Here is a 20,802-nt window from a genome sequence, read left to right as displayed (position 1 = left end):
TAGTGCATATATAACCCAAATTATAATGCATCAATTTCCCAATATCATACTATATGCTATTCCTTTTTTTATAATAGCTATGGTTGTAGAAGTGGTCTATACTGTTAGATTAAATTTAAAATCTTACCAAACTAAAGACTCTGTAACGTCTTTAAGTATGGGCATTGGCAATGTCTTACTTGGTTTTATAAGCAAAGCTATTGTTATTGCTGCTTTTTATTTTGTGTATGATAACTTTAGGCTTTTTACGATTCCTGTTACTTGGTGGAGTTTTGTTTTAATCTTTTTTGCTGACGATTTTAGTTATTATTGGTTTCATCGTATATCACATCAATGTCGTTTATTTTGGGCTTCGCATGTTGTTCATCATTCTTCTCAACATTATAACCTAAGTACAGCTTTAAGGCAAACGTGGTCTGGTGGTTTTTACACCTTTATTTTTTGGTTATGGTTACCTCTAGTTGGATTTCATCCTGGTATGATTTTACTTCAAATGTCAATAAGTTTACTGTATCAATTTTGGATACATACAGAAGCTATTAACAAAATGCCTAAATGGTTTGAAGCTATATTTAATACGCCATCGCATCATAGAGTACATCATGGAAGCAATCCTATTTATTTAGACAGAAACCATGCTGGTATTTTAATTATTTGGGATAAACTTTTTGGAACATTTCAACAAGAATTAGATGAAGAAAAGGTGATCTATGGATTAGTTAGCAACATTAAAACTTATAATCCTGTAAAAGTTGCTTTTATAGAATGGTTTTTTATGTTTAAAGATACTTTTAAACATAAAATTTCTTTAAAAAATAGAATTAATTATCTAATAAAACCACCAGGTTGGAAACACGATGGTACAGGAAAACTAAGCGATGATTTAAGAAATGAATGGTTAAAAAATAGACAAAATGAACTTCAACAATAAAGTTGTTTGGATAACTGGTGCCTCTAGTGGAATAGGAAAAGGTCTTGTTGAACATTTATCTAATATGGATTGTAAGTTAATTATTTCTGCAAGAAATAAAGCCAAATTAGAAGCTATAAAACTAACCTGTAAAACGCCTGAAAATGTAGCTGTTATTCCTTTTAATTTAGCTGAAATTAATAACATAAAAGCTGTTGTTGAAACCGCAGTTAACTGCTTTGGAAATATTGATATTTTAATTAATAATGGTGGTATTAGTCAACGATCATTAATTGTGGATACAGATATTAGTGTAGACAAAAAATTGATAGACGTTGATTATTTAGGTACTGTTGCTTTAAGTAAAGCTTTACTACCACATTTTATCAAAAATAAAAATGGGCATTTTGTAGTGGTTACAAGTCTGATGGGTAAATTTAGTTCTCCTTACAGATCTGGATATTGTGGCGCAAAACATGCTTTACACGGTTTTTTTGATGCTTTACGTATGGAACATCAAAAAGACAATATAAAAGTAACTATTGTTTGTCCTGGTTTTGTCAATACTAATATTGCAAAAAATGCTTTAATAGGTGATGGAAGTTTACAAAATAAACAAGATCAAGCAACTGAAAAAGGATTAACAGTTTCTGAATTTAGTAAACGTATGATTAAAGCCATACAAAAGGAAAAATTTGAAGTATATATTGGTAAAAAGGAAATTTTTGGAGTTTATTTAAAACGATTTTTTCCTAAACTATTACATCGTTTAGTTATTAAAAGTGATGTCAGGTAAATAGCTATTCTTGAGTTTCTATATTAATTTCTGTTAAAATTCTTATTTCATTTTCTGAATATAAATCTTTAACAACAGATTTTAATTTACAAGGATTAGACAAGTAACCTTCTGTAAAACTAAAATTTACATAAAATTTTTCTTTTATATCATTGTACGATACTCCTTTAGTTTCACTAACATTAAACAAATTACTGCTTGATAAGATTTCCTCTTTATCATTATCAATAATATCTAAAGAAAACATTGGATATACAAGACTGTCCTTAACTGATAATCCATCTAAACCTTCAATAAATAATAAATACTCTTTACCAAATTTAAAATTATCTTTGCTTGTCAATACTTGCTCTTTGCTTTGGTCCCATAAATAAACATTAGAATATTCTAGCCCTTCAGTCTTTACTCTTAAAAGGTCATTTTCTTTAACCGTAAAAGGCATTTCTAGATTATAAGTGCCATTACCTTTTGTATCCCATATATCTACAAAAACTTTATATGTCTCATTTTTAGAATAAGGTAATCCTGCAGTTATATGAGCTTGTAATTGCAATGGTTTTAAGTCTGTACCATTAACTGATATATCTTTAATCGTATTTGGAATATTTAAAACCGTATCTTTTTGGTTTTTAACAACATAAATTGACATTGCAGGATATGCTTTCTCTTCGACCACTTTAAATCCTGATATATTATCAAAAACAAACTTTATTTTTTCTCCGTAAATAATTTCATTTCTGTTATCCTCTACATCATTAATAGTCATATAAACATTGTTACAAGCAAGACCTTTTCCTCTAGTGTAAGTATCAGTGCTAAAGTCTTTATTTACTGACTGGTTATACTGGCAACTAGAAAGCAATAAAGATAAAACGATAAGTTTAAATAGTTTCATATAAAAAAATTTACAACAAATAACCTACACCTAAAAGTACACTAAATAATACAGTAGATAAAGCTAGTTTTTTTAATTCAGGATCAAAATCTTTTGGATTTGATACTTTTTTAACCTTAGATAAATGTATAAGTAATGGTATGTAAGAAATGATAAATAATAAACTAAAAGGAGAAAAAGTATAATATAAAACACTAAAAACAAGAGCACAAATCATAGCGCCTCCAACTAAAAAGTAATGGTAGTTTTTTGCTTTTTCTTTACCTAATTTGACCGCTAATGTAATTTTATTTGATTTTGTATCAGAGATTATATCTCTCATATTATTAAGATTTAATACTGCTGTACTTAACATACCAACACTAATAGCTGGTAAAATTACTACATGGTCTATCTGCTTAGCATAAAGCACATAACAACCTATAACACTTACTAAACCAAAAAATATAAATACGTAAATATCTCCTTTTCCTCGATAGCCATACGCTGACTTACCAACAGTATATTTAACAGCAGCTCTAACTGCCAGTCCTGCTAAACCAAAAAAAAGTAAAGCTAATAGAAGATTATCCGATCCAAAAGAATAATAGACCAATCCCACAGTTAAAACTATAGATATTAATATGTTTATTCTTATTGCATTAAACATTTCTTCCTTAGTGATAGCACCGCTTTGTAATGCTCTTTGTGGTCCAATACGATCATCATTATCAGTGCCTTTTACACCATCTCCATAATCGTTAGCTAAATTGGATAGGATTTGATAACTAAGTGTTGTTAAAATAGCTAATACAAATATTTTTATATCAAAAACACCATTATATTCTGCAAAACAAGACGCTATAATTATTCCTGATATTGATAATGGTAGCGTACGCAAGCGCATTGCAGATATCCATTTTAAAGTGTTTTTCATCTTAAGGAATCCATTTTTTAGGAAAATTAGGCTTACGTTTTTCTAAAAAGGCATCACGACCTTCTTTTGCTTCGTCAGTCATATAAGCTAAACGTGTAGCTTCACCTGCAAAAACTTGTTGTCCAACCATACCATCGTCTGTTAAATTCATTGCAAACTTTAGCATTTTGATAGATGTTGGTGATTTAGCTAAAATTTCTTGTGCCCATTCGTAAGCAGTGTCTTCTAAATCTGCATGTGGTATAACTGCATTTACCATTCCCATTTCATACGCTTCTTGGGCAGAATAATTTCTTCCTAAAAAGAAAATTTCGCGTGCTTTTTTTTGTCCTACCATTTTTGCCAAATATGCAGATCCATAACCACCATCAAAACTAGTTACATCAGCATCGGTTTGTTTAAAAATGGCATGTTCTTTACTTGCTAAAGTTAGATCGCAAACCACGTGTAAACTGTGTCCGCCACCAACTGCCCAACCTGGTACAACAGCTATTACAGCTTTTGGCATAAATCTAATTAAACGTTGTACCTCTAAAATATTTAACCTATGGTAACCATCTTCTCCAACATAACCTTGATGTCCTCTAGCTTTTTGATCGCCACCAGAGCAAAAACTATAAATTCCATCTTTAGAAGATGGTCCTTCTGCAGATAAAAGAACTACACCTATTGATGTGTCTTCATTTGCATCATAAAAAGCATCGTATAATTCTTTTGTTGTTTGTGGTCTAAACGCATTACGTACATCTGGTCTGTTAAATGCAATACGTGCAACACCATTACATTTTCTATAAGTTATATCTTGATATTCTTTGGCTGTTTCCCAATTAATTTGGCTCATGATGTTATTTTTTATAATGTAAAAATAAGTAATTATATAATTTTAGTGTGTTTTACCAAGAAATAACTTGTAAGTAATTTGCTTAATTCTTACAAATCTAAAACGTTTTAGGTGTTAAAAAAACTAATTTTCAAACAGTTACAGACACATAATTTATTCTTCATTTTATTTTTGTTTGTCGTTATAAAAGTGAATTTTATCGAAAGTTTATTTTAATTGACCCTGAATTTATGGTTTCATTTACCAATGAAATATTTTTGAACTATAAGAAATTTAACGCTATTAATTTTTATGAAAGTTGAAAACACAAACTTAGCCAATCAAATAAAAGATGTTTATGTATCTGATAGTGGTATCTTTTATTTTTTAGACGGAATTATAATTTCTGAAATTAATGAAGGTGTTACCTATACATGGGACGAAGCCCAAGAAATTATACATGAAGCTTTAAAACATTATCCTTCTGGAAAACAGATTTGTTACATATCTAATAGAGTTAACAAATACTCTGTTAAACCACAAGATTGGTTAAAATTTCAAAAAGGAAATTTAAAATTAAATGGTTATGCTATAGTTACAGAATTTGAAAGTAGTTGGCAAAGTGCTTTAATGGAAAAATTTTTCTTTAGGTTTAAGATGGAAAGATTTAATGATTTATATGAAGCTATAAATTGGTGTAGATTAAGAAATCAAAGTAAGTATAGACAGTTTAATGTTGGTTAAGGTGTATACCATCTTCTTTAATTAATATTAATTTTTGTTTATAAAGTGTACCTATTGCCTTTTTGAAGCTTTTTTTACTCATCTCTAAAGCATCCTTAATATCTTCTGGACTAGATTTATCATTATAAGGTAAAAAACCAGAGTTATCTTTTAATTCTTCTAAGATTTTATCTGCATTAGGCTCTATACTTCTGTAACCTATTTGACCTAGAGTTATATCTAATTTATTACCTGGTCTAATTTTTTTAACTATTCCTTTTAGCTTGTCTCCAACACTTATATCTTGATAAATATTGTCTTTATAAATTAATCCTGAGTGTATATTATTTACAATAACATTCATACCAATATCACTTGGATGTGATGCTATTAAATCTACTTCTTCAAACTGTTCTACGGTTAGATTAGTATTATCTAGAAATCTATTGGTTTTACTTGAAGCTACTAGACGTTCTGTTTTTTCATCTATATAACACCTTACTAAATACCAACCTCCTTTTTTCATCGGGAAAGCTTGCTCTTTAAACGGACAGAATAATTCTTTTACTAAACCAAAGTCTAAAAAAGCACCATATTTAGAAACCTCATTACAACGTAGCATTGCAAACTCTCCGTTTTTAATGTAAGGTTTTGTTGTTGTTGCTATGATACGTTCTTCATTATCTAGATAAACAAATACTTCAATCTTATCTCCTATTTCAAAATGTTCTGGTACGTATCTGTTTGGCAACAATACTTCGTTACCTTCACTATCACCAAGAAATAATCCTGGTTGTGTGTCTCTTAAAATTTCAAGTGTATTATATTCTCCTATTTGTATCATTTTGCAAATGTAAGCATATAAAAAAAGCGTTACAGAAATGTGTAACGCTTTTTTTAATATTTTTTATCTATTAATATACAGATTCTTTATTAAAATGTTTAGTTAATAAATAGTATACAACAGCTCTATATTTATTTCTGTTAGATTTACCGTAAGTTTCCATAACAGCATCTATTGCTTTATCTAATTCTGGCCCATCATTTAAACCTAATTTTTTAATTAAAAAATTGTTTTTTACTGTATCTAATTCTGATTGATCAGATCCTGAAACAGTTGCTGCATCTGCATTGTAAATTGATGGTCCGCAACCTATCGTTACTTTTGTTAACAAATCCATATCAGGATTTACACCACATTTATCTTTTAAATCTGCTGCATATTTAGTAATTAATTCATCGCGTTTACTCATAATAATAACTTTTTATAGATTAATGTTTTTAGCTACTTTAAAGGTACAATTTTTTGATTTACTATAATTACTTACTATTAATAAATATAACAAATACGATAAAAGGTGTTTTTTTACGATAAAATTATTTTACAGCTTTAAAGTAATTAAGTAAAACATCATCATTTTGGGTAGATGGTGTAAAAATTTCTAACAACTTTGGTTTGTTTGATGGTTCATAAAATTTTGATAAAGCTTCATTTAACTCAAATTCATCTTTAGTTCTTTCATATTCAAAATTGTACATTTTACAAAGATGTTCTGCTGTTAAATGATGTTTGGTTTCAAAATAATAATCAAAATTAGCAGTGTTTTTATGACCTGGAAGAATTCTAAAAATTCCACCACCTTCATTATTTATAACAATAATCCTGAAGTTTTTTGGGATGTAGTTGTTCCACAAGGCATTACTATCATAAAAGAAAGATAAATCTCCTGTAATAAAAAGTGTTGGTTTTGTATTACCTATCGCTGCTCCAATTGCTGTACTTGTACTACCGTCTATACCACTTGTTCCTCTATTACAAAATACTTCTAAAGTAGGATTGACATCAAATAACTGTAAATATCTAATTGTAGAGCTGTTACTTACTTGAAGTTGCCAATTATTTGGTACAGTATTTAAAATAGAATGAAATGCTTTAAAATCTGTAAATTCTATTTTATTTAAGTAATCAATATGATTTTTTCTACGATTTTCTAATTGTGATAACCAAAATGAAGCATATTTACTTTGATTAGCAATAGTTAATGGTAAAAAAGCATTAAAAAATGAATTTATATTTTGTTTAAAGACTTTATCTAGAACAAAAAATGTATCGTTAGCTTTATTTTTACCAACATGCCAATGGTGTTTTGGTTGATAATCTCTTAAAAAGCGTTTTATTTTTTTTGAAACTATTAAACCTCCAAATGTTAATACAATTTCAGGTTTTAAAACTTGAAACTCTTCAGGTGTCAACGCAGCTATTAATTTATCAATACTTGGCACTATTTTAGGATGATGAAGGTTTGATGTAGTTTCTGTCATAATCAAAACACTATCATCTTCTGCCAATTGATTGATAAATTTTTGCTCTACAGAATTTGGGCTTAAAACACCTACTAAAACCAGTTTTCGATCTGCTTTATTCCAAATTTCAGCATATGTTTGGTAATCACTTTCAATTTCATCTTCAACATTAAGTTGTATCACTTTTGGATTAACCGAAAGTGCTTCTACTCTATCATAAAGTGGCTCTTCAAAAGGAATATTAATGTGTACTGGACCTTCATTTTCTAAAGCAATATTAATGGCTATATTAATTTCGGCTTCATTATAGTCTTGAATATTCTGCTGTAAACCTAAAAAAGACTCTAATCTATTTTCAATGTTTTTCATTATCGGTAAATCGTCTTGTTTTTTAGATTTTTTTTCGTCTAAATCTAACTTCAAATTTGCCGAATATAAAATGTGATTTTTATAGACATCTTCTTGATTAATCGTCTGTCCGTCACCAATACCAACCAAATATTTTGGTCGATCGGCACTTAAAACCACTAAAGGAATATGACTGTAAAACGCTTCTGAAACTGCTGGATAATAATTTAGCAAAGCACTACCAGACGTACAAACAACTGCAACTGGCGCTTTAATTTGTTGTGCAATACCAAGAGCAAAAAATGCCGCACAACGCTCGTCTACAATACTGTAACATTTAAAATAATCGTCATGCGTAAAACCTATGGTTAACGGCGCATTACGACTACCTGGTGATAAAATAATATGTTGAATCTGTTTAACTTTACAAAGCTGAACAACGGTCTGTGCTAAAGGAATTTTTGGGTACTTCATTCTACTTACAAAAATACGCAATTTTTAAGTCTAAATGAATTTGATTTTAAAAGAAATCTAGCCTAAAGTAAGCTTTTTATGGTTAAGCTTTTAGCAACGGTTTCTTCCCATTCTTTTTCTGGGTTAGAATCTTTTGTAATTCCGCCACCAACGTAGATTAATGCTTGATTATTTTTTATTTGAAGACAACGTAAATTAACAAATAAATTAGTGACAGTTTTAATGCTTTGGTAGGCATTATTTTCTACATTTTTACGGTTGGTATTTCTTGATTTTGTTTGAGTAAAATTAAGTTCGCCTAAAAAACCGGTATAAAACTCACGATTATAATTTTCATTTTTTAAAATGAAATCTTTTGCTGTCGCTTTTGGTAATCCGCAAACTGCTGGCGTAGGATGCAACGCTTTTAAAACATTTTTGAAGTTGAAATTAGCTTTATCAAAAACTGCCGAAATTTTTGTTTGTAAGTGTAGTAATTGACCAGCTTTTATAGTTTGTCGTTTTGTAGTACTTACTGTATTTATCAATGGTTTAAGGCTATCTACAATAAAATCGGTCACAAATTGCTGCTCTTCAATTTCTTTATTTTGCCAAGTTACATCTGTTGTATTTACATACGGTTGTGTACCTGCTAACGACATTGTTTGCAATCGGTTACCTTCAATTTTTAATAACGTTTCTGGTGTTGCTCCTAACCACAAACCTACTTTTGGATGGTACCAACAATACACCATTGCGGTCTTGTAATTATTTAGCAATCTTTTAAATAGCAAAATAGTTTCTGAACTATTAAATGGCGATTGTTCAACTCTGGAAACGACTACTTTTTTAAAACTTTCGTTTTTAATTGCATTTACAGCATTTTCAACTAAATTAACGTGAAATTGCTTTGCTTTTTCTCTATTTTCTAAATTGAAATTTGATTGAGAATGTTCAGTTTCATCTAAAATTATTTCATCTTTAAATTCAATAATTTCACTTTGATTTAAAGGAAAAATAATGGCGTTTTCAATATTTTCAAAAGGTGAAAACACAAAACCAGAATTAGTAAAATCTTGACAATAATTTAAAGCATCATTCTTTTGTAAAATAGCATAAACGCTAGTCTCATTTGGCTTACGATACGCTACAAATGGTAACTGATTTTCTAAACGATTTTGTAATTGATTGAAAAACGATTGCTGCATTAATTACTTCTTTTTTGGTAAAGAAATAGTTGACAATTTACAGATAGATATTAGGTTTTCATCTTGATCGGTAACTCTAATATCCAACAATTGCGTGGTACGACCTTTGTGTAAAAATGTTGCTTTTGCAAATACAAATCCTTCTCTAATACTTTTCACGTGATTTGCAGTAATTTCTAAGCCTCTAACCATTAAATTAGAGTCTGTAAAAATAACCGATGCAAAACTACCTACACTTTCTGCTAGTGCTGCTGTTGCGCCACCATGTAACACACCATCAGGTTGATGTACCTTTGAAGTAACTGGCATTCTGGCAACTAAAAAATCTGGTCCAAAATCTACCATTTCTATTTCTAAAGTTTCCATTAATGTATTTTTACTAGCTTTATTGGCTTGTGCTAGCACTTCTTCTTTTGTGTATTGCATTGTTATAATTTTGAGCTGTAAATTTACTAACTATTTTAGAAGAATTTTAATTATTACACTCAAAACACTGTAATAATTTTTCAGGCAAATTAATGTCTTCCGAACCTTTTAACGGTTGATTTACTACACCTTTTTTATCAATTTCTACTTTAAATTGCTTGGCATATTCTATTAAATGGTCACGTCTTGATTTTATTTTCGAGATGATTTCTTCTCCATCTATTTCTGCTATTTGTTTTGGCCAAACAGACAACGATTGTTCTAAAACCTCATCGGTTAATAATTTTTGAAGCTGTTTTGCTTGCTCGACAAATAATTCTTCGGACGTATTTATAAGAAAATATTGATCAAAAGGATAGACTAATCCTGGCATAAAATCTATTTCTGATGTAAATGGTCTTAATTCTGGAACTACATTTTTATCTGAAAGTATGGTTGGTAAAACGCCATCTACACTAAAAAAAGCATTATCCCTATCTCCTGCAATTGGAATAGCTTTTAGCACTTTTTTTTCTTGTTTTACAATCCAGCCCCATTGTTTGGTATGTCTGTCCCAATCGCCAATTAATAAATCAAAAAGACGGACGCGAATCAAAGCTTTTTTATCTATACTAAGCTGTTCTGGTTGCTCTAATTTTAGCTCTTGTAAATCGTCTGTATCTAATATTTCAATTACATTATTTTCTTTAGTCCAATTGGTTTTGCTTTCGGTTTCATATTCTAAAAGAAACAATCTATTTCCGTATTTGTCATTGTAGTTTTTTAATGTTTTCTGTTTTGGTACAAAGACTAATTTAGGTCTTGTGTGATGTACTTTGGCGTAATCTGCTAATTTAGCCACCAAAATAGCTGCGTAAGGATGTTGTGCAGAAATGCCATCTACCACAATATTTTCTAAACCTAAAGTTTTTGCAAATTCTGGGATTAAAGCTTCTGGATCTTTATTAACGCTACGTAACGTTAATTCGATATCATTTTTGGTTTTTAATTTTAAAGAATGGGTTTGTTTTCCGCCACCTTCTTTTTCAATAGTGACGCCACCAAATAAAGTATCTAAATACATAACTGGCACTTTTACTGGTGTTGACCAAGCCTTACGGTATTGCTCGCCTTGCATTAGTTTTTTAACCTCATCTGCTTGATACAAATCACTTGCTGCAACTAACACAGAATCTTTAGTTTTAAAATCTACCGAATTGATGTTTTTAATATTAATTAATTCTGCCTTTTTGAAAACTTGGTCTGTAGAAGAAGTTGACCAGTATAACAGGCCTAAAGCTATTATTAACAGAATTATAAAAAAATATAAAATTCGTTTCATTAAGATTTAAGTTGGTTTTCTACAAGTTACAAAACTTAAAAAACCTTCAAAAATCAATTTCAGAGATTAATATTTTATTAACTAATTTCTAAAGCTTTTTACTAAAGTTAGGTTTTTGTTATTAGCCATCCCGTTAGGATTACAACCTAACTTACCTTCGGGAATTTCGATATTTAATGCTTTGTAATGACTAATCCAACCTTCGTGAAACTGATTAGTTTTTGGATCTTTAAACGTCATTGGTTCTAATTGAAACACTTGATGATCTTTGAAGGCTTCGTAGACAAATTCTGAACAATAATAACCTTCATCTTCAAAAATATAAGTGGTATTATAAGGCTGACCAACCAATGCTTTTGCGTTACTAATAACTTTTAAAGCTTGAGAAGATTCAAGCTGATTTATACGGTAAACATCTGCAAAATAAGTTGTAGAATCTTCTGGTTGTAAAAACACTTGTAACGGTTGAATTACAACACCTAAATCTGCATCTGAATGAATGACTTTTACCGAATCATTTTCAATAAAACAAATACCCATATGCGTATAATTAGTCACTTTTTTGGTTTGCGTGACTTCATTTATAGCTTCAGAAAGTTGACTGTTTGTTATTGGTTCTCTAAAAATAACATCACCAGTTTTTATAGTCTCTTTTTTTGCACAAGAGACTATTAAGACTAGAATAAAGCATAAGTATTTCATCTTAGACTAAATTTGCAATAATGTCTTTTACAGGCAAGATTTCTTTTGTGTGTTCTATACTTGGACCTGCAACCCAAACCGTTTTGTAAGTCGCTTTTTTAGCTGCTTTTTCGGTAGCTTTCATTCCTATTGAAAAACGAATCATTTTTACCCATTTTTTCAATTTTTTATTCTTGTTTAACAGGTTTTCTATCCAAGTAGCTTTTGTACCAATCTTTTTAACATAAGGTGTATTAATGACTGTACATGGTGTACCCGAAATACGCTCGGTCATAACTATATCTTTTGCGCCATAATCTACGCAAGCTTGCTTATATTCATCTGTAACACCAGCTTCTTCTGAGGCTATAAACGGACTTCCAACTGATACGCCAACAGCACCATAACTTAACATTTTATCAATATCTGCCTTACAGCCAACGCCACCAGCAGAGATTACAGGTATATTTAAATTGTTTTTTAAAGTTGAAATTAATTCTTCTGGTGAGATATTTCCTCTATGTCCGCCAGCTTCGTTATTTACTGCAACAACAGCATCTGCGCCCAAACTTTCTACTTTTTGGGCAAAACGTAAATCGGTAATATCACAAAACACTTTTATACCGACTTTGTGAGCATGTTCTATAGTTTCTTTTGGGTTACCTAAAGACGTTAAAATAAAATCACAACCTTCTTCGCATAAAACATCTAATTGAGCTTTAGCTTTAGGGTTTGACTTGTTTACAATTAAGTTAAAACCAAATGCGCCACCTTCAGGCTTACTAGCTTTAAGTTCTTTAATTGCTGCTCTTAATTCCTCTAAAGTACGATAGTTTAATGCTGGTATACATCCAGCAATACCAGAATTCATTGCTTCTTTAACCATTGCAACGTTAGACACCAAAAACATTGGCGCCATTATGATAGGATGTTTTATATTAAGTAACTCTGTAAGTTTAGTTTGCATTTTGTTATAATTTAGAAGGTCTAAATATACAAAAATATTATGCACGCATAACACTTTTTAGTTTTGAAATCTATAATAACCACATTTTAGGTATTCTCCTTCTGGAAAGGTTACTGGATGATCAATGTCATGTCCAGTTTTTAAAATTAAATTGAAAGTCCTATTACTATCTAACAACACTTGTTTATTAATATCGAAAAACGCTTGAGGAACAACTCTAGAAGAACATGACGCTAAAACTAATAGTCCATTTTTAGCAGTAAGTTGTTCTCCTAATTGGGCTAATTGTGCGTATTTCTTTTTAGCTAAATCTATTTCTGACGCTTGTTTTGCAAAACTTGGCGGATCGATAACAACGACGTCAAACGTTTTGTTTTCTTTGATAAGTTGCTTCAGTGCTTCAAAAGCATCACCTGCAATGGTTTTATGTATTCCTGTATAATCGTTTAATTTTCCGTTTTGAACAGCAACTTCCAGCGCTTGTTTACTTATATCTAAACTAGTTACTTCTTTTGCGCCATTATACAATGCATGTACCGAAAATCCGCCAGCATAACTAAACACATCCAATACGGTTTTGTTTTTACTCCACTCGCCTACTTGTTTTCTATTAGCACGATGATCTAAAAAATAACCTGTTTTGTGACCTTTAATAACGTGAGCTGAAAATTTTACGTCGTGTTCAACAAATTCTACAACTTCATTTTCTAAAGTACCATAAATAACATCGCCATCTTTTAATTGGTGATTAGATGAATTTTCCAGACTTCGGCTTAATCTAACAACTACAGTTTCTGCTTTAGAAATTTGCTGTAAACTAGGAATAATAGTTTCTATGTAAGGTAGCCAGATTTCAGAATATAATTTAACGACCAAAACTTTGTCATACACATCTGCTATTAACCCAGGAAATCCATCATTTTCGCCAAACAATAAGCGATAACTATTAGTATTGGTTTGCAATAACGGTTGTCTTAATGCAAATGCGTTTTCTATTTTATGATGAAAAAAAGCGGAATTGACTTCAACCTTTTCTTGAGAATTGTGTATAATTTTGATACGAATAGGCGAATTAGCATCAAACAAACCTAAAGCAATAACTTTGTTTTTGTTTTTACTGAAGATTATAGCTAAATCACCTGTTTTTGCATCGTCATTTATCTTAACAATACTATTAGAAAATACCCAAGGATGACCTTTTACAACAAATTGCTCGCCTTTTGCATTTAATTTTACAGCAAGGCGTTTAGGTTGATAATTTGCTTTTATTTTTTCTGAAAAAGTCATCTACTAATTTTACTACAAATGTAGGTTATATAAATGCAAAAACGCAACCGAAAAGATTGCGTTTTTAGTTTTATTTAGATTCTAAGTTTTACTAAGAAATGATAAATTATTTCACTTCTTCGAAGTCAACATCTTCAACATCACTACCAGAGTCTGCTGCTTGACCTTGTGCGCCTGCACCTGCGTCTGTTGCACCAGCTGCTCCTTGTGCTTCTTGTTGTGCTTTGTACATTTCTTCGCTAGCAACTTTCCAAGCTTCGTTAATTTTTTCTAACGCTGGCTCGATTACTGCTAAGTCTTTTGTTTCGTAAGCTTTTTTAAGTTCTTCTAAAGCATCTTCAATTGGCTTTTTCTTAACGTCTGATAATTTATCACCAAATTCTTTTAATTGTTTTTCCGTTTGGAAAATCATAGAATCTGCTTCGTTTAACTTCTTAGCACTTTCTGCTGCTTTTTTATCTGCTTCTGCATTTGCTTCAGCGTCAGCTTTCATCTTTTGGATTTCGTCTTCAGTTAAACCAGAAGACGCTTCAATACGAATATCTTGAGATTTTCCTGTTGCCTTATCTGTTGCAGATACTTTAATAATACCATTAGCATCAATATCAAAAGTTACCTCAATTTGTGGTACACCTCTTTGTGCTGGTGGAATTCCGTCTAAATGGAAACGTCCAATCGTTTTATTATCTGCCGCCATAGCACGTTCTCCTTGTAATACGTGGATTTCTACTGATGGCTGATTATCTGCTGCGGTAGAAAATACCTGAGATTTTTTTGTTGGGATTGTTGTATTTGCTTCGATTAACTTAGTAAATACGTTACCCATAGTCTCGATACCTAATGATAATGGTGTTACATCTAATAATAATACATCTTTTACATCTCCTGTTAATACACCACCTTGTATTGCTGCTCCTAAAGATACAACCTCGTCTGGGTTTACACCTTTACTTGGCGCTTTACCAAAGAAACTTTCTACTGCTTTTTGTACTGCTGGAATACGTGTAGATCCACCAACTAAGATTATTTGGTCAATGTCACTTTTACTTAATCCTGCAGACTTTAATGCTGACTCACATGGCTCTATAGTACGTTTTACTAAATCGTCTATTAATTGCTCAAATTTACTACGTGTTAATGTACGCACTAAGTGTTTTGGTCCGCTTGCTGTAGCTGTGATATATGGTAAGTTGATTTCAGTTTGCTCAGAAGATGATAACTCTATCTTAGCTTTTTCTGAAGCTTCTTTTAAACGTTGTAAAGACATTGGATCTTTACGTAAGTCCATGTTTTCTTCAGCTTGAAACTCGTCTGCTAACCAGTTAATAATTTTTTCATCTACATCATCACCACCTAAATGTGTATCTCCGTCTGTAGATAATACTTCAAAAACGCCATCTCCTAATTCTAAGATAGATACGTCATGTGTACCACCACCAAAGTCAAATACTACAATTTTTTGATCTGTTCCTTTTTTGTCTAATCCATAAGCTAAAGCTGCTGCTGTAGGCTCGTTAATGATACGTCTAACTTTAAGACCAGCAATTTCTCCTGCTTCTTTTGTTGCTTGACGTTGGCTATCATTAAAGTAAGCTGGCACAGTAATTACTGCTTCACTTACGTCTTGTCCTAAGTAGTCTTCAGCTGTTTTTTTCATTTTTTGAAGTACCATTGCAGATAATTCTTGTGGCGTATATAAACGACCATCAATATCTACACGAGGTGTATCGTTATCACCTTTTACTACTTTATATGGTACACGTTCTGCTTCGTTTTTAGACTCAGAATATTTATTACCCATAAAACGTTTAATAGAATAAACAGTTTTTGTTGGGTTTGTTACTGCTTGACGTTTTGCTGGATCACCAACTTTTATCTCTCCGCCTTCAACAAAAGCGATTACAGAAGGTGTAGTACGCTTACCTTCTGCGTTAGGGATAACTACTGGTTCGTTACCTTCCATTACAGAAACGCAAGAGTTAGTTGTTCCTAAATCGATTCCAATAATCTTACTCATAATTTTATATAATTTATTTTTTTGTTGTGTTTTAAAAAACTTATTCGACGTCATTAAGTCAATTAATATGCCAAGACATTTTTACTGACACGATGTCATATTTAAATTTAGATAATCAATAAACACAGTATTTTAAAACATAATTGTAACTTTATAAAAATTAAAATTTTAGTTATGAAAAAATTATTGTCCTTAGTTATTGTCGCTTTTTTATTTGCTTGTTAAGGTCCGCAAGGTCCTCCTGGATTTGATGGTCAAGATGGAGGATTAATTGTTTCTAGTGCTTTTGAAATTGCAATAGATTTTACTGCTGAAAATAATTATGAATTTATAGAACCATATGGTTTTGATTTGTTTCCTTACGACATGACACTCGTTTATATTTTATGGGATACAGATAACGGTCAAGATATCTGGCGATTGTTACCTCAAAGCACCACTTTTGAAGACAATACATCTTTAACTTACAACTTTGATTTTACTCAAAACGATGTAAGGTTTTTCTTAGAAGGAGATACTAATTTTAGTACTTTAGATCCTGTTTGGACAAATAATCAAATATTTAGAGTTGTAGTTGTTCCTGCAGATAACGTTGGTAGAATTGATTATTCAGATATTAATAATGTTATAGAGCTACTTGATATAAAGTCGTTTAAAAGACGATAAACTTTATTAATAGTTAATATTTTCTCTTTTTTATTGTAACACAAATAACAAATGTATATTTGCGAAAAATATAACGTTTTCGTAAATGGAATGTATCTCGGTTTTTGATATGCTTAAAATTGGCGTAGGTCCATCAAGTTCTCACACTTTAGGACCTTGGCGTGCTGCCGAACGCTGGATTTATGAGCTAAAAGCAGATAACTTTTTTGACCGCATTATTAATGTAAAAGTTGACCTATATGGGTCATTATCCTTAACAGGAAAAGGTCATGCTACTGACTTAGCCGTTATGCTAGGTTTAAGTGGTGCTGATCCAGAACGTATACCTACTGATACTATTGACATTGTAATTGCGTCTATCACTAACACGCACAAATTAGTTTTAAACAATGAGTTAGTAATTCCTTTTGAACCCGAAAAAGATATTGTGTTTAACCGTGAGTTTTTACCGTTTCATGCAAACGGAATTAAGTTTACCGCTTTCGCCGAAAATGAAACGCATGAGTCTACATTCTACTCTATTGGTGGCGGATTTGTGGTTAAAGAAGAACGTACTGTACATGAAGAAAATGTAGAACTGCTTAAAGAATTTCCATATCCAATACACAAAGCAACTGAGTTACTAGAATTTTGCCATAAAGAAAATCTTAGTATCTCTGAAATTGTACTTGAAAACGAAAGATCACTTCGTACTGACGAAGAAATTGATTTTGAATTAAATCGCATTTGGCAAACCATGCTAGAATGTATGTTTGTAGGCTGTCATACAGAAGGTAATCTACCCGGCGGTTTAAATGTTAGAAGACGTGCTTATGACACGCATAAACGTTTAAATGTCGAAGTCCCTTACACTACACCACAAGAATGGTTAGAAAGTATAAGAGAAAGTGAAGTAAAATTTAGGCAAATCCTTAAATGGGTTAGCTGTTTTGCTTTAGCTGTAAATGAAGTTAACGCATCTTTAGGTCGTGTAGTAACAGCACCAACTAACGGAAGTGCTGGTGTAATTCCTGCTGTGTTAATGTATTATATGGTTATTGAAAATCATGATGGCGATTTTAGCGACATAAAGCGTTTTCTTTTAGTAGCTAGTGAAATTGGTAGTATCTTTAAAAAAGGAGCAACTATTAGTGCTGCTATGGGCGGATGTCAAGCTGAAATTGGCGTTTCTTCTGCTATGGCTGCTGGTGCTTTAACCGAATTACTTGGTGGTACTCCAGAACAAGTCATGATTGCTGCAGAAATTGCAATGGAACATCATTTGGGACTAACCTGTGATCCAATTGCTGGATTAGTGCAAATACCATGTATAGAACGTAATAGTATGGGCGCAATAAAAGCAATTAACGCTGCCGAATTAGCTTTAGATACAGATCCTAAAAACGTAAAAGTACCACTAGACAAAGTAGTAGATACCATGTGGGAAACTGCTAAAGACATGCATACTAAATATAAAGAAACCAGCGAAGGAGGATTAGCGGTTAGAGTAAGTTTATCTGATTGTTAGCTTCGACTACGCAAAAAAATAAATTAAATTATTCTTCACAATCTTTACGTCTTGTGTCTACTAAAGAGAAGATTTTCCAAGCATTATCAACTTTAATTAATTGAAATGAATTAACACCACAATGACTAAACTGGTCGTTAAACCAAAACTGGTAAGGTGTCCAAGCATTTGCCATATTTCCGTCAATTTTAATATCAAAATCTAATAGTTTTTCTTTAAATTTTTGATTTTTAGGAATTGATAAAATTGAAGTTATAAAATTTGAATAATCTTCGGTGTGCAAAATGGTTTTTCCTTCTCGGTTAATCACTATCGTTTGTAACGTAACATCTTTATAAACCACTTGATTTAATAGTGTAGAATCCTGTTTATGAAAACCTTCAAAAAACGTTTCGATAGTTTTTTGTACTTCAGCTTCACTTTGTGCAAAAGTTTCAACAGAAATTAATAGCAAAATAACATAGAAAATTGATTTCATCTTAAACATAATTTATTGTAAATATAAGATTTTCAACTAAAAGAAAAATTTAGCAATACGCCTTAATTTTAGTATTTTTACAGTCTATCAAATTAAAAATTATGTCTACCGCAAAAAAAGAATATAAGAGAGTTACTGTAAAAACATTAGTCGATATGAAGGCTAATAACGAAAAAATTTCTATGCTTACCGCTTACGATTATACTATGGCTACTATCGTAGATGGCGCTGGTGTAGACGTAATTTTAGTTGGTGATTCTGCAAGTAATGTAATGGCAGGTCATGAAACTACATTACCAATTACTCTTGACCAAATGATTTACCATGCCTCTTCTGTAATTCGTGCTGTAAAACGTGCGTTAGTAGTGGTAGATTTACCTTTTGGAACTTACCAAAGTGATCCTAAAGAAGCCTTAAGATCTGCTATTAGAATTATGAAAGAATCTGGCGGACATGCGGTAAAACTTGAAGGTGGAAAAGAAGTAAAAGAATCTATTAAACGTATAATAAACGCTGGTATACCTGTAATGGGACATTTAGGGCTTATGCCACAATCTATCTATAAATTTGGAACTTATACAGTAAGAGCTAAAGAAGAATTTGAAGCTGAAAAACTAAAATCTGATGCAATAATGTTAGAAAGAGCAGGTTGTTTTGCTATTGTTCTAGAAAAAATCCCTGCTACATTAGCTAAAGAAGTTGCAGAAAGTGTGTCAATTCCTGTAATTGGTATAGGTGCTGGTAATGGTGTAGATGGTCAAGTATTAGTTCTTCACGATATGATTGGCATGACCCATGAGTTTAATCCAAGATTTTTACGCCGCTATATGAATCTTTATGACGATATGACTTCTGCAATATCTCAATATGTGGATGATGTAAAGTCGGTTGATTTTCCTAGTGAGAAGGAGCAATATTGATATAGATTACTGGATTGTTAGATTGTTAGATTAATTAGATTACTATTTATGCATAGATTTAAGGATTTAGAAATTTGGAAACGTAGTAGAGTTTTTTGCTCTGCTATTTATAAAGTCACTTCTAATTTTCCTGAATCTGAAAAATTCGGGCTAGCAAATCAATTAAGGCGAGCTGCTGTATCAATTCCATCTAACATTGCTGAAGGTTCTTCTAGAAAATCAAATAAAGATTTTGCTAGATTTTTACAAATAACATTAGGTTCTGCTTTTGAAATTGAAACTCAACTTCTAATAGCTTCTGATTTAAAGTTTATTTCAGATGAAGATTTAGAATCATTATTAAATGAATTAAATTCAATAATCAAAATGACTTCAAAGTTTAATACTTCTTTAAACTAATCTAAAAATCTAATCATCTAGTGATCCAAAAATCGAAACATCTATCCAACAAAAACAATCTACAAGTCTTACACGAAGACAACCATATAATTGTCGTTAATAAACGTGCAGGAGATATTGTGCAAGGTGATAAAACTGGTGATAAACCGTTAAGCGATGTAGTCAAATCTTATTTAAAAGATAAATACAACAAACCAGGAAATGTCTATTTGGGAACGGTTCATCGATTAGACAGACCTACTTCTGGTTTGGTGATTTTCTCTAAAACTAGCAAAGCATTACCAAGACTTAACAAGATGTTTGCTGCTAAAGATATCACAAAAACCTATTGGGCTTTAGTTAAAAATAAACCTAAAAAGGATTCTGATAGACTTGTACATTGGCTAAAAAAAAATCCTAAAAACAATAAATCTTACGCACATTCTACCGAAGTTAAAGACAGTAAAAAAGCTATTTTAAGCTATCAAATTATCAAAAAACTAGATAATTTCTACTTATTAGAAGTTACTTTAGAAACAGGTAGACACCATCAAATACGTACTCAATTATCCACTATTGGTTGTCCAATAAAAGGCGATTTAAAATATGGTTTTGATAGAAGTAACAAAGATGCTAGTATAAGTCTTCATGCCAGAAATATTAAATTTATTCATCCTGTATCTAAAGAAGAGTTAGATATTACAGCACCATTACCAAAAGATCCTGTTTGGGACGCCTGTATTTAGTTTAATAATTCTTATTTTTATTAAAAAAGAAATAA

At 31.2% G+C, this 20,802-nt stretch carries 22 protein-coding genes; 8 read left to right on the top strand and 14 right to left on the bottom strand.

What is annotated here, in order from left to right:
* Positions 1 to 25 precede the first annotated feature (25 nt).
* Positions 26 to 931: a sterol desaturase family protein gene (locus tag FHS04_RS01505; RefSeq protein WP_106678030.1), complete on the top strand. Its 906-nt coding sequence runs from the start codon at positions 26 to 28 to the stop codon at positions 929 to 931.
* Entirely contained in the window at positions 915 to 1,706 is a 792-nt protein-coding gene (locus FHS04_RS01500) for an SDR family oxidoreductase (RefSeq protein WP_106678032.1), read from the top strand. The genes FHS04_RS01505 and FHS04_RS01500 overlap by 17 nt, the downstream gene beginning before the upstream one ends.
* A 4-nt stretch (positions 1,707 to 1,710) precedes the next feature.
* On the opposite strand, the gene FHS04_RS01495 is transcribed toward FHS04_RS01500, so the two are convergent.
* The 3 genes from FHS04_RS01495 to FHS04_RS01485 are packed head-to-tail and all read right to left on the bottom strand — an operon-like array spanning position 1,711 to position 4,358.
* Positions 1,711 to 2,601 carry a hypothetical protein gene (locus FHS04_RS01495; RefSeq protein WP_106678034.1) on the bottom strand — a complete coding sequence of 297 codons (891 nt, stop codon included), beginning with the start codon at positions 2,599 to 2,601 and terminating at the stop codon, positions 1,711 to 1,713.
* A gap of 10 nt (positions 2,602 to 2,611) precedes the next feature.
* Positions 2,612 to 3,517: a 1,4-dihydroxy-2-naphthoate octaprenyltransferase gene (gene menA / locus FHS04_RS01490; protein ID WP_106678036.1), complete on the bottom strand. Its 906-nt coding sequence runs from the start codon at positions 3,515 to 3,517 to the stop codon at positions 2,612 to 2,614.
* Position 3,518: 1 nt separating this feature from the next.
* Positions 3,519 to 4,358 carry a 1,4-dihydroxy-2-naphthoyl-CoA synthase gene (locus FHS04_RS01485; protein ID WP_027878857.1) on the bottom strand — a complete coding sequence of 280 codons (840 nt, stop codon included), beginning with the start codon at positions 4,356 to 4,358 and terminating at the stop codon, positions 3,519 to 3,521.
* A gap of 291 nt (positions 4,359 to 4,649) precedes the next feature.
* Here FHS04_RS01485 and FHS04_RS01480 point away from each other — a divergent pair, with 291 nt between their 5' ends.
* Complete coding sequence (locus FHS04_RS01480) at positions 4,650 to 5,081, top strand: hypothetical protein (RefSeq protein WP_106678038.1); 432 nt, start codon at positions 4,650 to 4,652, stop codon at positions 5,079 to 5,081.
* On the opposite strand, the gene FHS04_RS01475 is transcribed toward FHS04_RS01480, so the two are convergent.
* The 10 genes from FHS04_RS01475 to dnaK all read right to left on the bottom strand — a co-directional run bounded on the left by FHS04_RS01475 (position 5,068) and on the right by dnaK (position 16,072).
* Complete coding sequence (locus tag FHS04_RS01475) at positions 5,068 to 5,904, bottom strand: CvfB family protein (RefSeq protein WP_106678040.1); 837 nt, start codon at positions 5,902 to 5,904, stop codon at positions 5,068 to 5,070. The genes FHS04_RS01480 and FHS04_RS01475 overlap by 14 nt on opposite strands.
* Positions 5,905 to 5,974: 70 nt before the next feature.
* Positions 5,975 to 6,313, bottom strand: a complete 339-nt coding sequence (locus tag FHS04_RS01470; RefSeq protein WP_106678042.1) for a DUF2853 family protein — start codon at positions 6,311 to 6,313, stop codon at positions 5,975 to 5,977.
* A 124-nt stretch (positions 6,314 to 6,437) separates the two neighbouring features.
* Positions 6,438 to 8,186, bottom strand: a complete 1,749-nt coding sequence (menD, locus tag FHS04_RS01465) for a 2-succinyl-5-enolpyruvyl-6-hydroxy-3-cyclohexene-1-carboxylic-acid synthase (protein WP_106678044.1) — start codon at positions 8,184 to 8,186, stop codon at positions 6,438 to 6,440.
* A 62-nt stretch (positions 8,187 to 8,248) separates the two neighbouring features.
* Positions 8,249 to 9,373 (bottom strand): chorismate-binding protein, encoded by a 1,125-nt coding sequence (locus FHS04_RS01460; protein WP_106678046.1) that lies wholly within the window; start codon positions 9,371 to 9,373, stop codon positions 8,249 to 8,251.
* 3 nt (positions 9,374 to 9,376) lie between these two features.
* Positions 9,377 to 9,799, bottom strand: coding sequence for a PaaI family thioesterase (locus FHS04_RS01455; protein ID WP_027878851.1), 423 nt, complete (start codon positions 9,797 to 9,799; stop codon positions 9,377 to 9,379).
* Between the two features lie 46 nt (positions 9,800 to 9,845).
* Complete coding sequence (locus FHS04_RS01450) at positions 9,846 to 11,120, bottom strand: hypothetical protein (protein WP_106678048.1); 1,275 nt, start codon at positions 11,118 to 11,120, stop codon at positions 9,846 to 9,848.
* Positions 11,121 to 11,201: 81 nt separating this feature from the next.
* On the bottom strand, positions 11,202 to 11,822 hold the full coding sequence (locus FHS04_RS01445; protein WP_106678050.1) for a YiiX/YebB-like N1pC/P60 family cysteine hydrolase: 621 nt from the start codon (positions 11,820 to 11,822) through the stop codon (positions 11,202 to 11,204).
* Between the two features lies 1 nt (position 11,823).
* Positions 11,824 to 12,768: an NAD(P)H-dependent flavin oxidoreductase gene (locus FHS04_RS01440; RefSeq protein ID WP_106678052.1), complete on the bottom strand. Its 945-nt coding sequence runs from the start codon at positions 12,766 to 12,768 to the stop codon at positions 11,824 to 11,826.
* Positions 12,769 to 12,825: 57 nt separating this feature from the next.
* Positions 12,826 to 14,055, bottom strand: coding sequence for a class I SAM-dependent rRNA methyltransferase (locus FHS04_RS01435; protein WP_106678054.1), 1,230 nt, complete (start codon positions 14,053 to 14,055; stop codon positions 12,826 to 12,828).
* Positions 14,056 to 14,161: 106 nt separating this feature from the next.
* Positions 14,162 to 16,072: a molecular chaperone DnaK gene (gene dnaK / locus FHS04_RS01430; protein WP_106678056.1), complete on the bottom strand. Its 1,911-nt coding sequence runs from the start codon at positions 16,070 to 16,072 to the stop codon at positions 14,162 to 14,164.
* Between the two features lie 366 nt (positions 16,073 to 16,438).
* Here dnaK and FHS04_RS14315 point away from each other — a divergent pair, with 366 nt between their 5' ends.
* Together FHS04_RS14315 and FHS04_RS01420 are read left to right on the top strand one after the other, a co-directional pair.
* Positions 16,439 to 16,738, top strand: a complete 300-nt coding sequence (locus tag FHS04_RS14315) for a hypothetical protein (protein WP_244906270.1) — start codon at positions 16,439 to 16,441, stop codon at positions 16,736 to 16,738.
* Between the two features lie 85 nt (positions 16,739 to 16,823).
* The gene (locus FHS04_RS01420) at positions 16,824 to 18,245 is read left to right on the top strand and encodes an L-serine ammonia-lyase (protein ID WP_106678058.1); all 1,422 of its coding nucleotides are present in this window, start codon (positions 16,824 to 16,826) and stop codon (positions 18,243 to 18,245) included.
* A 28-nt stretch (positions 18,246 to 18,273) separates the two neighbouring features.
* On the opposite strand, the gene FHS04_RS01415 is transcribed toward FHS04_RS01420, so the two are convergent.
* Positions 18,274 to 18,723, bottom strand: coding sequence for a nuclear transport factor 2 family protein (locus FHS04_RS01415; RefSeq protein ID WP_106678060.1), 450 nt, complete (start codon positions 18,721 to 18,723; stop codon positions 18,274 to 18,276).
* A gap of 101 nt (positions 18,724 to 18,824) precedes the next feature.
* Here FHS04_RS01415 and panB point away from each other — a divergent pair, with 101 nt between their 5' ends.
* From panB to FHS04_RS01400, 3 genes are read left to right on the top strand one after another with little or no spacing between them, the layout of a single operon-like run.
* The gene (panB, locus tag FHS04_RS01410) at positions 18,825 to 19,643 is read left to right on the top strand and encodes a 3-methyl-2-oxobutanoate hydroxymethyltransferase (RefSeq protein WP_027878841.1); all 819 of its coding nucleotides are present in this window, start codon (positions 18,825 to 18,827) and stop codon (positions 19,641 to 19,643) included.
* A gap of 48 nt (positions 19,644 to 19,691) precedes the next feature.
* Positions 19,692 to 20,042: a four helix bundle protein gene (locus FHS04_RS01405; protein ID WP_106678062.1), complete on the top strand. Its 351-nt coding sequence runs from the start codon at positions 19,692 to 19,694 to the stop codon at positions 20,040 to 20,042.
* A gap of 20 nt (positions 20,043 to 20,062) precedes the next feature.
* Entirely contained in the window at positions 20,063 to 20,767 is a 705-nt protein-coding gene (locus tag FHS04_RS01400) for an RluA family pseudouridine synthase (protein WP_244906271.1), read from the top strand.
* The last annotated feature ends 35 nt before the right edge of the window (positions 20,768 to 20,802 follow it).

The sequence above is a fragment of the Mesoflavibacter zeaxanthinifaciens subsp. sabulilitoris genome (assembly GCF_014191595.1).
In the GTDB taxonomy this organism is placed as follows: domain Bacteria; phylum Bacteroidota; class Bacteroidia; order Flavobacteriales; family Flavobacteriaceae; genus Mesoflavibacter; species Mesoflavibacter zeaxanthinifaciens.
Note: the sequence above shows the minus strand (reverse complement) of the source record. Positions and strands in the feature narration are given on the sequence as shown.

What these genes read in the sequence shown, in the direction of transcription:
- FHS04_RS01505 (WP_106678030.1), top strand. Translation starts at nt 26, where the DNA reads ATGCATCAATTTCCCAATATCATACTATATGCTATTCCTTTTTTTATA.
- FHS04_RS01500 (WP_106678032.1), top strand. Translation starts at nt 915, where the DNA reads ATGAACTTCAACAATAAAGTTGTTTGGATAACTGGTGCCTCTAGTGGA.
- FHS04_RS01495 (WP_106678034.1), bottom strand. Translation starts at nt 2,601, where the DNA reads ATGAAACTATTTAAACTTATCGTTTTATCTTTATTGCTTTCTAGTTGC.
- menA (WP_106678036.1), bottom strand. Translation starts at nt 3,517, where the DNA reads ATGAAAAACACTTTAAAATGGATATCTGCAATGCGCTTGCGTACGCTA.
- FHS04_RS01485 (WP_027878857.1), bottom strand. Translation starts at nt 4,358, where the DNA reads ATGAGCCAAATTAATTGGGAAACAGCCAAAGAATATCAAGATATAACT.
- FHS04_RS01480 (WP_106678038.1), top strand. Translation starts at nt 4,650, where the DNA reads ATGAAAGTTGAAAACACAAACTTAGCCAATCAAATAAAAGATGTTTAT.
- FHS04_RS01475 (WP_106678040.1), bottom strand. Translation starts at nt 5,904, where the DNA reads ATGATACAAATAGGAGAATATAATACACTTGAAATTTTAAGAGACACA.
- FHS04_RS01470 (WP_106678042.1), bottom strand. Translation starts at nt 6,313, where the DNA reads ATGAGTAAACGCGATGAATTAATTACTAAATATGCAGCAGATTTAAAA.
- menD (WP_106678044.1), bottom strand. Translation starts at nt 8,186, where the DNA reads ATGAAGTACCCAAAAATTCCTTTAGCACAGACCGTTGTTCAGCTTTGT.
- FHS04_RS01460 (WP_106678046.1), bottom strand. Translation starts at nt 9,373, where the DNA reads ATGCAGCAATCGTTTTTCAATCAATTACAAAATCGTTTAGAAAATCAG.
- FHS04_RS01455 (WP_027878851.1), bottom strand. Translation starts at nt 9,799, where the DNA reads ATGCAATACACAAAAGAAGAAGTGCTAGCACAAGCCAATAAAGCTAGT.
- FHS04_RS01450 (WP_106678048.1), bottom strand. Translation starts at nt 11,120, where the DNA reads ATGAAACGAATTTTATATTTTTTTATAATTCTGTTAATAATAGCTTTA.
- FHS04_RS01445 (WP_106678050.1), bottom strand. Translation starts at nt 11,822, where the DNA reads ATGAAATACTTATGCTTTATTCTAGTCTTAATAGTCTCTTGTGCAAAA.
- FHS04_RS01440 (WP_106678052.1), bottom strand. Translation starts at nt 12,768, where the DNA reads ATGCAAACTAAACTTACAGAGTTACTTAATATAAAACATCCTATCATA.
- FHS04_RS01435 (WP_106678054.1), bottom strand. Translation starts at nt 14,055, where the DNA reads ATGACTTTTTCAGAAAAAATAAAAGCAAATTATCAACCTAAACGCCTT.
- dnaK (WP_106678056.1), bottom strand. Translation starts at nt 16,072, where the DNA reads ATGAGTAAGATTATTGGAATCGATTTAGGAACAACTAACTCTTGCGTT.
- FHS04_RS14315 (WP_244906270.1), top strand. Translation starts at nt 16,439, where the DNA reads ATGACACTCGTTTATATTTTATGGGATACAGATAACGGTCAAGATATC.
- FHS04_RS01420 (WP_106678058.1), top strand. Translation starts at nt 16,824, where the DNA reads ATGGAATGTATCTCGGTTTTTGATATGCTTAAAATTGGCGTAGGTCCA.
- FHS04_RS01415 (WP_106678060.1), bottom strand. Translation starts at nt 18,723, where the DNA reads ATGAAATCAATTTTCTATGTTATTTTGCTATTAATTTCTGTTGAAACT.
- panB (WP_027878841.1), top strand. Translation starts at nt 18,825, where the DNA reads ATGTCTACCGCAAAAAAAGAATATAAGAGAGTTACTGTAAAAACATTA.
- FHS04_RS01405 (WP_106678062.1), top strand. Translation starts at nt 19,692, where the DNA reads ATGCATAGATTTAAGGATTTAGAAATTTGGAAACGTAGTAGAGTTTTT.